The sequence below is a fragment of the Arthrobacter sp. 001422645 genome, assembly GCF_059816125.1.
Genome location: NZ_JCBANT010000012.1, coordinates 1 through 11,641, shown reverse-complemented (window position 1 = coordinate 11,641; position 11,641 = coordinate 1). Strand labels below are relative to the sequence as shown.

General features: G+C 69.0%; 11 protein-coding genes. 6 read left to right on the top strand and 5 right to left on the bottom strand.

Features of this window, described 5'->3' with window-relative positions:
• The first annotated feature begins 152 nt into the window (after positions 1–152).
• A complete protein-coding gene (locus AC6EUH_RS12815) occupies positions 153–509 on the top strand; it encodes a hypothetical protein (protein WP_499738863.1) in 357 nt (118 codons plus the stop codon).
• A gap of 92 nt (positions 510–601) precedes the next feature.
• Positions 602–1,489, top strand: coding sequence for an amidohydrolase family protein (locus tag AC6EUH_RS12810; RefSeq protein WP_499738915.1), 888 nt, complete (start codon positions 602–604; stop codon positions 1,487–1,489).
• 12 nt (positions 1,490–1,501) lie between these two features.
• Here AC6EUH_RS12810 and ligD read toward each other — a convergent pair whose 3' ends face one another.
• Positions 1,502–2,524: a non-homologous end-joining DNA ligase gene (ligD, locus tag AC6EUH_RS12805; RefSeq protein WP_056426965.1), complete on the bottom strand. Its 1,023-nt coding sequence runs from the start codon at positions 2,522–2,524 to the stop codon at positions 1,502–1,504.
• Positions 2,525–2,599: 75 nt separating this feature from the next.
• On the opposite strand from ligD, the gene AC6EUH_RS12800 reads away from it, so the two are divergent.
• Positions 2,600–3,922, top strand: coding sequence for a nicotinate phosphoribosyltransferase (locus AC6EUH_RS12800; protein WP_499738862.1), 1,323 nt, complete (start codon positions 2,600–2,602; stop codon positions 3,920–3,922).
• On the opposite strand, the gene AC6EUH_RS12795 is transcribed toward AC6EUH_RS12800, so the two are convergent.
• Positions 3,913–4,155, bottom strand: a complete 243-nt coding sequence (locus tag AC6EUH_RS12795; RefSeq protein WP_499738861.1) for a hypothetical protein — start codon at positions 4,153–4,155, stop codon at positions 3,913–3,915. The genes AC6EUH_RS12800 and AC6EUH_RS12795 overlap by 10 nt on opposite strands.
• 273 nt (positions 4,156–4,428) lie before the next feature.
• A complete protein-coding gene (hrpB, locus tag AC6EUH_RS12790) occupies positions 4,429–7,086 on the bottom strand; it encodes an ATP-dependent helicase HrpB (RefSeq protein ID WP_499738860.1) in 2,658 nt (885 codons plus the stop codon).
• A 146-nt stretch (positions 7,087–7,232) separates the two neighbouring features.
• On the opposite strand from hrpB, the gene AC6EUH_RS12785 reads away from it, so the two are divergent.
• Complete coding sequence (locus tag AC6EUH_RS12785; RefSeq protein WP_499738859.1) at positions 7,233–8,747, top strand: CYTH and CHAD domain-containing protein; 1,515 nt, start codon at positions 7,233–7,235, stop codon at positions 8,745–8,747.
• 22 nt (positions 8,748–8,769) lie between these two features.
• Here AC6EUH_RS12785 and AC6EUH_RS12780 read toward each other — a convergent pair whose 3' ends face one another.
• Positions 8,770–9,276, bottom strand: coding sequence for a universal stress protein (locus tag AC6EUH_RS12780; RefSeq protein WP_499738858.1), 507 nt, complete (start codon positions 9,274–9,276; stop codon positions 8,770–8,772).
• Between the two features lie 223 nt (positions 9,277–9,499).
• Here AC6EUH_RS12780 and AC6EUH_RS12775 point away from each other — a divergent pair, with 223 nt between their 5' ends.
• Both AC6EUH_RS12775 and AC6EUH_RS12770 read left to right on the top strand, forming a co-directional pair.
• Positions 9,500–10,639 (top strand): aminopeptidase P family protein, encoded by a 1,140-nt coding sequence (locus tag AC6EUH_RS12775; protein WP_499738857.1) that lies wholly within the window; start codon positions 9,500–9,502, stop codon positions 10,637–10,639.
• Positions 10,640–10,860: 221 nt separating this feature from the next.
• Positions 10,861–11,214: a hypothetical protein gene (locus tag AC6EUH_RS12770; RefSeq protein WP_499738856.1), complete on the top strand. Its 354-nt coding sequence runs from the start codon at positions 10,861–10,863 to the stop codon at positions 11,212–11,214.
• A gap of 79 nt (positions 11,215–11,293) precedes the next feature.
• On the opposite strand, the gene AC6EUH_RS12765 is transcribed toward AC6EUH_RS12770, so the two are convergent.
• Positions 11,294–11,641: HNH endonuclease (locus AC6EUH_RS12765; RefSeq protein ID WP_499738855.1), on the bottom strand; the 348-nt coding region annotated here is incomplete at its 5' end.

Sequence of the window (11,641 nt, the reverse complement as noted above, 5' to 3'; positions counted from 1 at the left end):
CGACGCCCGGCGGGAAAATAGGGGTCGGAAGGCCCTGCCGGCCACGGCGTTGCAGGACATAAGCGGTCCAGGATCTACGCGTTCCACGGCATAGCGACTCCGGGGCGAACGGCTCTGGCGCTCCCACGGGCTGCACGCCTATCGTCGTAGCCATGACTGAAGCACTTTCGTCCCTTACGGAGACGTTCAAGAATGTGGGTGTGTCCCGGGCCTATGGCCCGGCCGTCAAGGTGGACGGGCAGGAAATAATCCCGGTTGCCCTGGTGACCTTTGGGTTTGGCGGTGGCGGAGCCTCCGAAGCCGAAAGCATCGCCACCGACGGCGGCCCGGAGAATGCGGCCGGAGGAGGAGGCGGCGGCTTCGTGCTCCCGCTCGGCGTCTACAGCCGCAACGGGAGCGGGCAGGTGGCTTTCCGGCCCAACACCATCGCACTGCTCGCGGGGCTGGCACCACTTGTCTGCGCCGTCGGGTACACCGTGCGGGGGATCCTCCGGGCGCAGCGGCGGTAGTTTTCCGCTGCCAGTCTCTAATGGCAGACTGGTCTGGGCCGAGTGGCCGGGACTAGCGGAGACGACGTCGAAGAGGAGACCACGTGGAAACGATGCGGGACACGGACGTGCCGCAGTGGTGGGGAGCGCTCGGACTCCCGGGCCTGATCGACATCCACACGCATTTCCTCCCGGAACGGATGCTGCAGCGCGTGTGGGCGCATTTCGATGAGGCCGGTCCACTCATCGGCCGGCCCTGGCCCATCACCTACCGCTCGGACGAGGCCAGCCGGCTGGCCCAACTGCGCCGGCTGGGGCTGCGGCATTTCACCGCGCTGACCTACGCGCACCGCCCGGGCATGGCGGCGGACCTCACCAACTTCGCGCTCGAGCTGGCCGCAGCCGAGCCGGACTGTGTCCCCAGCGCGACGTTCTACCCCGAAGAAGGCGTCCTGGCGCAGGTACAGTCGGCCCTGGAACTCGGCGCACGGGTGTTCAAGATCCACGCGCAGGTGGGCGGCTTCGATCTGCGCGAGCCGATACTCGACCCGGTGTGGGGCGTATTGGCCGAGGCCGGCATCCCGGTGGTGGTGCACGTCGGCAGCGGGCCGGTGCCACGGCCGGGGTTCACCGGCCCCGACAAGCTCGAGGGTGTGATGCGGCGCCATCCCCGGCTGACCGCCGTCGTCGCCCATCTGGGGGCACCTGAGTATGGCGAGTTCCTGGACCTGGCGGAGCGGTATCCGCGCGTCCACTTGGACACCACTATGGTTTTCACGGACTTCTTCGAGGCGGCCGCCCCCTTCCCGCCTGAGCTCCTGGCACGGCTGGCCGGGATGCCCGACCGGATTGTGCTCGGCAGCGACTTCCCGAACATCCCGTATCCGTACGCCCACCAGCTGGAAGCGCTGGAACGGCTCCGGGACAAGGAACCCCGCCTGGACGACGACTGGCTGCGGGGCATCTGCTGGTTCAACGGGCAGCGGCTGCTGGGCGTCTAGTCCGCCTAAGAACTAGTCCGTGGTCCTGGCCCGGCTGGGCTGGACCCGCATGGGCTCACCCGGCATCTTGGGGAAGTCCGGCGGGAAGGGCAACTCCCCCAGCCCGGCAGCCAGGTCACGCTCCCACCACTCCAGCAGAACGTCGATCGTGCCAGGGTTCGCATGCATGGCCGCCCACGGGTCCCCCGTGGCCTTGAGCCGCTGCGGCACGGTAACGATAGTGAAATCCTTGGTGCTGACGTGCTCCAGCTCCTCCCAGCTGATGGGGCAGGACACCGTGGCACCGGGCAGGGCGCGCGGGCTGTAGGCCCCGGCCATGGTGCGGTCGCGGTTCGCCTGGTTGAAGTCGACGAAGATCCGTGTTCCCCGTTCCTCCTTCCACCAGGCGGTGGTGACTTTCTCCGGCATCCGCCGCTCCAGTTCGCGGGCGGCGGCGATCACCGCATGCCGCACGTCGAGGAACTCGCGGACGGGATCGATCGGGGCGAACACATGGAGCCCCCGGTTGCCGGACGTCTTGATGAAGGATTCCAGCCCCGCCTCGGACAGCACGGCCCGCAGTGCCTGCGCGGCCGGGACCGCCTCCTCGAAGCCGGTGCCGGGCTGCGGATCGAGGTCGATCCTGAGCTGGTCGGGATTGTCCGGGTTGCCGGCCCGCGACGCCCAGGGGTGGAAGACCACCGTGTTCATCTGCACGGCCCAGACTGCGGCGGCAACCTCGTCGATCACAAGCTGGGGGTGCGAGCGGCCGCTGGGGTAAACCACCATGACCGACCGCACAAAGTCAGGGGCGCCCCTGGGCGGGTTCTTCGAGAAGAACTGCTCGCCGTCGATGTCGCCGCCGAACCGCTGGAGCGTCACGGGACGGCCGCCGTTCGCCGCCAGAAAAGCATCCCCGACGTCGACGATGTACCGGGCGAGATCCAGCTTGGTGAGCCCGAGCTGCGGCCAGAGGACCCTGCCGGGGCTGGAAATCCGCAGCTCGCGCTCTCCGCTGGGGCTGCTGACAGTGACGGTGGCTTCTTCCCTGACCATGGGGACACGGTACCCCCAGGCCAGGCGTAACTGAATAGCCGCTGACGGCGGGCGCGCGGAGGACTACGGTGAATCATGGACACCTTGCCGTCCCGGGACGGCCCCGTTACGTCCCTCTGCACCGACCACTACGAACTGACCATGTTGCAGGCCGCCCTCCACTCCGGGGCGTCCGGGCGGAAGACCGTGTTCGAGGCGTTCGCCCGCGCGCTGCCGGAGGGACGGCGGTACGGGATCGTTGCCGGAACGGGCCGGCTGCTGGAGGGCATTGCCAGTTTCCGCTTTGGCCCGCCGGAGCTGGAGTTCCTGGCAAGGACCGGCGTCGTCAACGGCGATACCCTGCACCGCCTCGCGGACTTCCGGTTTTCCGGCGACGTCTGGGGCTACCCGGAAGGCGAGGCGTACTTCCCCTACTCTCCTGTCCTGATTGTGGAATCCACGTTCGCCGAGGCGTGCATCCTGGAAACCCTGGTGCTGTCCGTCCTCAACCACGACACCGCCATTGCCTCGGCGGCCTCCCGGATGGTCAGCGCGGCAGGTGGCAGGCCCTGCCTTGAAATGGGTTCCCGCCGGGCCCATGAGGAAGCCGCCGCCGCGGCCGCCCGCGCCGCCGTGATCGCGGGCTTCGTCGCCACCTCGAATCTGGAAGCCGGCCGGCGCTTCGGCCTGCGGACCGTCGGCACGGCGGCACACTCCTTCACCCTCCTGCACGACACCGAACGTGACGCATTCCGGGCGCAGCTGGAGTCGCTGGGACCCGGGACCACGCTGCTGGTCGACACGTACGACGTCGAGACGGCCGTCCGTACCGCCGTCGAGCTCGCCGGGGACAAACTGGGCGCGGTCCGGCTCGATTCCGGCGATCTGGTGGCACAGGCGACGTGGGTCCGTGAGCTGCTGGACCGGCTGGGCAACGTGCACACGAAGATCGTGGTCACGTCCGATCTGGACGAATACTCCGTCGCGGCGCTCCGGGCCGCCCCGGCCGACGCGTACGGCATCGGCACGGCGCTCGTGACGGGTTCCGGCGCCCCCACCGCGGGCATGGTCTACAAACTGGTCAGCCGCACCAACGACTCCGGGGAGTTCGTCGCCGTCGCCAAGAGCTCCAAGAACAAGATCAATGTTGGCGGGCGGAAGTACGCGGTGCGCCGGCTCGACGGCTCGGGCACGGCCACCCACGAAGTTCTGGGGGTGGGCCACCCGCCGGCGGAAGGACCCCGCAGCAGGCCCCTGCTGCGGCAGTTCATCCGGGCTGGAGAGCTTCTGCCCGGATGGACCGGGGCGGAGGCTGTGGCACGGGCCCGGGAGCGGCACAGCGCGACCATGGCCGAACTGCCCGACGTCGTCAACCGGCTCCAGCGAGGCGAACCGGCCATTCCCACGATTTATGCGTAGGGTAGCCGCCGGGCCGCCCGCCGAAACCGTGCCGGCAGGACTGCAGGCGCGGCCGACGGGTCATTGCGGCGCTCCAGCTCATCGGTGACAAGCTGCAATAGTCTTCCGGCCGACTCCGAGAGATCCCGGCCGGTGTCCGGTGAGGCCAGCTCAACGCACTGCAGCAGCGCCGAGCGGAGCCGCACCAACTGCGAGGAGGGGACCAGGGGCCAGCGGCGGAAGGAATCGAACATCAATTCCGCACCGTGGCTATGCGTAAGGGAACCGCCGAGAGCAGCTGCGGGCCTCATACGGCACCCGCCCGGCCGGGCTTGCCTGTTCCGGGCAGCTGGCCCTCCGGTGACACGAGTGCGGCTTTCGAGCCGAGATCGACAGCGACGTTGATGTCGAGTTTGCTGGTCATAATAAATATCCCCTGTGAAGCATGAACGGCCGACTTCCTGACCGCTATCAGGATACCCAACACGCCGTGAGCCACGTCACAATGGCGTAACAGCCGCCCGGAATCAGCCCCTGCTCTTGGTCCGGGCGGTCGCCGGAGCCGTCCACGGATCCTCCGGCCAGGGATGCCGCGGGTACCGGCCCCGCATCTCGGCACGGACCTGCGCATAGGGCCCGGACCAGAACGACGACAGGTCGTCCGTCACGGCCAGGGGCCGCCGGGCGGGCGACAGCAGGTGGAACAGCACCGGCACCCTGCCGCCCACCAGCCGCGGCGTCCGGTCCCAGCCGAAGCATTCCTGCAGCTTGACGGCCACCACCGGGCGGCCGCCGACGTCGTCCACCTCCGGGTAATCGATCCTCACCCAGGAGCCGCTCGGCACTTCCAGCCGTTCCGGCACCAGCTCCCCCAGCCGGCCGGCTTCGGGCCACGGCAGAAGCCGCCGCAACGGCTCGGCCAGGTCGATAACGTTCCTGGCGGCGCCGCCCGCCAGCGCCTGCAGTTCCGGTGCCAGCCACTCCTCGAGCCGGGCCAGCAGCGCCTGCTCCGACACGTCCGGCCACGGGTCCCCGAGTTCTCGACGCACGAGAGCAAGCCGGCGGCGCAGCGCGTCCGCCGCAGTGGACCACCCGATGCTTCCCAACCCGTCTTTTTCCAGCGCCCGGGCAACCGCAGCCCGGCCTTCCTCGGCTGAAGGGCGCACCGGAGTGGAGGAAAGGACAATCGCGCCCAGCCGGCGTTCCTTCCGGGCCGTGACCCGGCCCTGGCTGAACCGGGCCTCCACGGTGTCGCTCAGGAGATGCCGGGCAGCGGCCGCGGCCGTGTCCGCCGCCAAGGGCGCCGCGGACCGGATGACAGCGCCGGTGCCGGCCGCGTCGCGTCCCTGGGCCCGGGAGACCTCGGCGACGGCGAGCCATTCGTGTCCGGACAGCGAGCTTCCGGCCGGAAGACCGGCCCGCGTGCCGGAGCTGAGCAGGTACCGCTCCGGCCCTTCGCCGGAGACCCTGCGAGCGACACGGTCCGGGAACGCGAGGGCGACGACGAAGCCGACCGCCTCCGCCGCGGTCACCTCCGCCGGCATGGCAGGAGCAGCGACACCGGATCCCTCCTGGCGCGCGATCGTCTGCATCCGCCGGACGTCCTCCGCCCAGCGCCGGGACGCCGGATCCTTGCCCGCCCGCAGGGCGGCCAGGAGGCGCGGGAGATCGGCGCCCGGGGCTCGCTGGTCCCCGGCGACCAGAGCGACAGCTTCCGCGGCCATGCGGTCACCCACGACGGCGGCACCGTCCAGCAGGGCCCGGGCCAGCCGGGGGTCGGCGGGAACCCGGGCCAGTGCCTTGCCCAGATCGCTGGCGAGGCCGTCCGCACCGACCGCACCGAGCTCTCGCAGCACCTCGACGGCCTCGTCCATCGCAGCCTTCGGCGGAACGTCGGGTAGCGACAGTCCACGGCCGCCGGGAGACCCCCAGCAGGCGAGAACCAGGGCTGCCCCGGTCAGGTCAGCGACGGCGATCTCCGGCGTCGGGTGGGCCGGGGCCGCGCCGTACGTCTTCTGGTCGTAGCAGCGCACCACCCGTCCAGGTCCCTGGCGGGCCGCCCGCCCGGCCCGCTGTTCGGCGGAGGCCCGGGAGCAGGACACGGTGACGAGGCCGGACATACCCCGGCCGGCGTCCCGTCGGGGCTCCCGCGACAGCCCCGAATCGATGACCAGCCGGACTCCCGGGACCGTCAGCGAGGATTCGGCAAGGGACGTCGCCACGATGATCCGCGGGCTTCCGCCGGGTTCCCGCCCGGAAACGGCGCGGTCCTGCTCCGCGGGGCCCACCTGCCCATGAAGCTCCAGGATCTCCGCGCCCGCCCGGCCGCGCAGCCGGCCGGCGACATAGGACACTTCCCATGCCCCCGGTACGAACACCAGGGCGTCGAGGTCCGTGCCGGAGGCGAGTGCCTGGGCGTGGGACGAGGCAGCTGTGTCCGCCACATGGTCCAGGAAGGTGCGCGTCACCCCCCGCTCATCCAGCCGAGGCGCCGCGGCCGGCACCCACTCCACCTCCAGCGGATACAGCGCGGACGGACAGTCGACGACGGGTGCCAGCCCGCCGCCGTCGTGGTTTCCGGTGTCTCCCGCTTCGCCAATCAACGCGGCAAAGCGCGGCGCGTCCAGGGTGGCGGACATGGCGACAAGCGTGAGGTCGCCACGCAACTGGCGGACCTCGCTAAGCATGCCGAGCAGCAGGTCGGACTCGAGTCCGCGTTCGTGCACTTCGTCGAGGATGACGGCGCTGACGGTTTCCAGTCCCGGATCGGCGAGCAGGCGGTTCAACAGGATGCCCGGCGTGACAAATTCAATGATCGTGCCCGGGCCGGTCTGGCGCTCCCCGCGGACCGTGTACCCCACGCGGTCCCCCAGCCGGCTGCCGTCCAACGCTGCGAGGCGCCGGGCCGCCGAACGCGCTGCAACCCGGCGCGGCTGGGTGACAATGATGCGCGGACGGTTCTCCCGTCCCGGGCCCGGCACGGCGCCCAGGGCGAGGTTGGCCAGCAACGGCGGAACGAGAGTTGTTTTGCCCGTTCCCGGAGGCGCCTGCACCACGGCGGTTGCATTGGGGACCCGTGCCCGCAGCACGTCTGCCAGCTCGCCAAGGGCGCGCCCGAACGCCAGGCCGGCACCGATTGCCCCCAGATCGAAGGGCACGGGAGCAGGGGCCGGCGGAGAAGTCACGCTTCCATTGTGCCTACAAAGCCGGGACGCCGGGTTCCGCCTCGAACTGGTGCGTGGCCCTCGGGCGTTGCGGCACCGGATCAGGGGCCTCAAGACCGGGACCTTTGACTCATCCCGCTGGCTCGCCAGCGGGCCTAGGCTGTGCCATGACCGACTCCGAGGTGCTCGAAGTGGAGCGAAAGTACGACGTCGGCGAGGGCGACGAGTTGCCGGTTCTGGAGTCGTTGCCGGGGGTGGACCGGGTGGAGGCACCCGAGGACGAGTCGCTTGACGCCGTCTATTTCGATACCGCGGGGCTGGCGCTGTCGTCCCGTGGGATCACGCTGCGCCGGAGAACCGGTGGACACGACGACGGGTGGCACCTGAAGCTCCCTGTCGCGGTGGGGGAACGTCAGGAATTCACGGTGCGGTTGGGCAAAAACCCGGAGTCGGTGCCCCGGAGGCTGCGACGACTCGTCCAAGTCCATACGAGGGATCATGACGTGATTCCGGTTGCGAGGCTGAAGACCAGGCGCACTACGCAGCGTCTCTTTGCGGCCGACGGGACCGCCCTGGCTGACTTCAGTGATGACCGGGTGGATTCCCAAACCCTATTGGCGCCCCAGGAACGGGCCACCTGGCGGGAGTGGGAAATCGAGCTCATCGACGGCCCCAAGGGGCTACTCAAGGGAGCCGACGCGCTGTTCGCTTCGACGGGCCACCATCCGTCGGCGCTGCCCTCCAAGCTCGCCCGCGGCTTGGGCAGGAAGTATCCTGCTGGCGCGGACCCTGCCCCCGGTCCGGAACCCACGGGGCCGGCGTCGGCAGTCCTCCTTTCCTACCTGAGGCAACAGGTCGAGGCACTCAAGAATCATGACCCCGGAGTCAGGGAAAACGCGCCGGACGCCGTCCACCAACTCCGGGTGGCCGCCCGCCGGATCCGATCCGCGCTGGCGACCTTCCGGAAACTTGCCGATCCGGACGTCACTGGATCCCTGCGTTCAGAGCTTCAATGGCTGGCAGGCACCGTGGGAGAGGCCCGGGACAACGAGGTAATGCGGGCGCGGCTGCTGGAATTGATCGGCGCCGAACCGCCGGAGCTGCTACTGGGGCCGGTAGCGAAGATCGTCGAGGAGCACTTCGATGCTGCCGCTCACCGTGCCCGCGCGAAGGGTCTCGCTGCCCTGAAGAGTTCCCGCTACTTCCGCCTCCTCGATGCTTTGGACGACTTCCTGGTGGACCCTCCGTTGACCGAAACAGCCGGGAAGGACGCCCTTCCGACAGTGGGTCGGCTCGTCTCGAAGCAGCGCAAGCGCCTGAAAAAGGAGGTGCGTGCCCTCGACGCCGAGTCCTCCACTCCGGCCGCAGACGCCGCCCTCCACGAAGTCCGGAAGAGCGCAAAGAGACTCCGCTACGCGGCAGAAGCGGCCACCCCGATTTTCGGGAAGCGCGCCTCCACTCTTGCGCGGGCCGCGGAGGAGATCCAGGAGCATCTCGGCGATCACCACGACAGCGCTGTCACCCGGGACCTGCTGCGCGAATTGGCCGCCAGCGCTCCCGGCACCAGTGCTTTCACCTATGGCCGGCTGCACGCACTTGAAGAACTGGCTGGCGAGGAATCCCGCCGGAAATTCTTCGGCGTGTGGAGCTCGTCTCCCCCCGAGCCCCTCCGCTGGAAGTAGGCGCCTGCGGGCCCGCAAGGCGTTAGCGACCCGGCCGTGGAATGACCAGCACGGGAGTGCGTTGCTGACCGGCCAGATCCATTCCGACCGATCCCTCCAACATCCGCTCCATGGCAGCAAGCCGCCCGGGCCGTTGCCCGCCGACAATGAGCAACGAGGCGTCCGTGCTCGCTGCAAGCCGGCCAAGGGCCCGGGCAACGGCTCCGTTCAGCACCCGAAACGACCACTCCTCGCCAGGCGGCCCCAGGAGAACCTGGAGAACCCCACGAACGTGGCCGGACGGGAAGTCAGTCTCACTGTTGTCGGCCGGATCCAACGATGCGCTTGCCCGTACGTCTTCGGGTTCCCACTCCGTAAGGTAACTGGCCGGATCCACGTAAGCGCAAATTAAATGTGCGCCCAGCGTAGCCGCCAGGTCGGCGGCTGCGCGGATCAACTGCCCGGACGGTTCCCAGGCCACGCCCAGCACCACCGGGCCGTCCGGCCACCCCTCCGGCGGGGTCGCCCGGTTGTACTCAGCAGAACCCATCACAGCAGCCCTGCACCGGGCGCCATCAGTACGTCCATATCGTCAGGATAGCCATGGTCCGGAAACGTGCCCAGCAAGTTTCTAAGTCTGCGCGCCTGCCAGTGCTCCGCTTCCCGGGGAATCGCGGATGGTCCTGCTACTTTTGCCGCAACGGCTGCACCGAAGCAGGGGCTGTCCGGGCGATGGGTTGACCAGTGATGCCCCGCGCACGAGAATGCGAACCATGAGTGACCATCGCAGCCTTTCCGAGCCGGTGCCGTTCACCGCCGATGACTTCGCCGAGAGGTTGCGGCGAGCAGCCCACGCCGCCCAAGATGCCGGGCTCGACGGCATCCTGGTCACTCCCGGACCCGACCTGCTGTACCTCACCGGGTATGCACCCGTGGCCATCACTGAACGCATCACCATGCTCGTGGTCCCGGTCGACGCGGAGCCCGCCATGATCGTTCCGAGGCTCGAGAGGCCCGACGCGGAAGCGGCCGCCAGCGCCTCGATTCTACGGATCACCGACTGGACCGACGGGAGCGACCCCTACACGGAATCTGCGAGACTGTTGGCCGGCACCGGACGTTATGCCGTCTCTGACTCGGCCTGGGCCATGCACCTCCTCGGACTGCAGGGTCGGTTGCCCAAGTCGTCCTATGTCTCGATGACGACCGCCCTGCCGATGCTTCGGGCGATCAAGGATGACGACGAGATCGAGCGGCTCGCGGCGGCCGGCGCGGCAGCAGACCAGGCGTACGAGGAGATCGTCAAAGTGCGGTTCGCCGGGCGCAGCGAGACCGACGTCGGCTCTGATCTCGCCAACCTGCTTCGCCAATTCGGTCATTCGCAGGTGGACTTCACCGTCGTCGGTTCGGGTCCGAATGGGGCTAACCCCCACCACGAGATCGGCCCGCGGGTCATCGAGGACGGAGACATGGTGGTACTCGACTTCGGCGGCCTCAAACACGGCTACGGCTCAGACACGACGCGGACCGTGCACGTTGGCGAACCCACCGCCGAGGAGCGCGAGGTTCACGACGTCGTCAGACACGCACAGCAGGCCGGGTTCGAGGCCGTGCGGCCAGGCGTCGAGTGCCAGGAGATCGATCGCGTGTCCCGGGCGGTGATCACCGAAGCCGGCTACGGCGACTACTTCATTCACCGCGTCGGGCACGGAATCGGCCTGACCACACACGAGCCGCCGTACATGGTGGAGGGCGAAACCCAGATCCTCCACCCCGGCATGTGCTTCTCGATCGAACCCGGAATCTACCTGCCCGGCAGGTTCGGCGTACGGATCGAGGACATTGTGACGGTCGTTCCCGACGGCGGACGGCGACTCAACCAGACCTCCCACGAGATGAGAATTGTCCACTAGTCGCCGGCGCCTACCGGACCCTCGTGTGCAATCCGCTGGCGGCGGTCCCCGGCGTGCGTAAAGCTATGGCCGGCCGTACCGGACATCCAGTCCGCCGCATCAGTCGTTTGTTCCGGGCATTTCTCCCGGCGGGTGTCCTGCTTCTGGCTGCCGGGGCCTCAGGTTGCGCGCCCTCCTTCCCCGGGAACGGGGAGCCGCCGTGTTTCCCGCCGGCATTTACCGTGACTCCCTTAAGTGCGAAACCGGGCGATACTGTCACCGTCACAGCGCCGGACGCCGACTGCGACCCACGCTACGGCGGGAAGGCCCGCATCCAGGTGACCATGACCGACGTCGCCGGCGTGGAGGTCTTGGCTGCGACCGCCCCAATGGACGGCGCCGGCGGCTTCACCTATTCCTTTGAAGTACCGGCGAGGACCGCAGCCGGAGAGTCGCTCATCACGGCGATGCCGTTCAACATCGACTGGTGCGACGACACGGGCAGGAACAACCGGGTCACCGGGGCAGGAGCGGCGCTCACCCTTGAGCGGGTGTCGTGCGTGATACCGATGAAACCGCTGACCATAGAGCGGTAAGCCCCGGTAGTCCCCAGGACGCCGTGGATTAGTCCACGCACTGGCCCCGACACAGCCCGGGAAGCCTCCGCCCTGACCCCTACGCGGCCGAGGATAGTCGACTGCCGGCGCGTTTGAGGGTCTTCGCTTGGTGTCGGAGTTTGCGGCGGTGGTGGCTGGCGTCGGCGGCCGGCGCGGCTCTGTTTGGCATTGATGGCGCACCTGTCAGACCCGTCCCGGGCAGAGGGGGTGCGGTGGAGTGGTAGCTGTGGCCGGTGGGGGTCCGGATCTCGAGGGTGTGTCTGGGGCCGGGCCGGGGTGTGGCGGTCCAGCCGGGGGGTTCTTTGGTGTGGTTGCAGGCTTCGCAGAGGCCGGCGCCGTTGGCCTGGGTGGTGGGTCCGCCGCGGTGCCAGGGGATGATGTGGTCGAAGTGGCGGATCGGGGCGTC

What these genes read in the sequence shown, in the direction of transcription:
- AC6EUH_RS12815 (WP_499738863.1), top strand. Translation starts at nt 153, where the DNA reads ATGACTGAAGCACTTTCGTCCCTTACGGAGACGTTCAAGAATGTGGGT.
- AC6EUH_RS12810 (WP_499738915.1), top strand. Translation starts at nt 602, where the DNA reads ATGCGGGACACGGACGTGCCGCAGTGGTGGGGAGCGCTCGGACTCCCG.
- ligD (WP_056426965.1), bottom strand. Translation starts at nt 2,524, where the DNA reads ATGGTCAGGGAAGAAGCCACCGTCACTGTCAGCAGCCCCAGCGGAGAG.
- AC6EUH_RS12800 (WP_499738862.1), top strand. Translation starts at nt 2,600, where the DNA reads ATGGACACCTTGCCGTCCCGGGACGGCCCCGTTACGTCCCTCTGCACC.
- AC6EUH_RS12795 (WP_499738861.1), bottom strand. Translation starts at nt 4,155, where the DNA reads ATGTTCGATTCCTTCCGCCGCTGGCCCCTGGTCCCCTCCTCGCAGTTG.
- AC6EUH_RS12785 (WP_499738859.1), top strand. Translation starts at nt 7,233, where the DNA reads ATGACCGACTCCGAGGTGCTCGAAGTGGAGCGAAAGTACGACGTCGGC.
- AC6EUH_RS12780 (WP_499738858.1), bottom strand. Translation starts at nt 9,276, where the DNA reads ATGGGTTCTGCTGAGTACAACCGGGCGACCCCGCCGGAGGGGTGGCCG.
- AC6EUH_RS12775 (WP_499738857.1), top strand. Translation starts at nt 9,500, where the DNA reads ATGAGTGACCATCGCAGCCTTTCCGAGCCGGTGCCGTTCACCGCCGAT.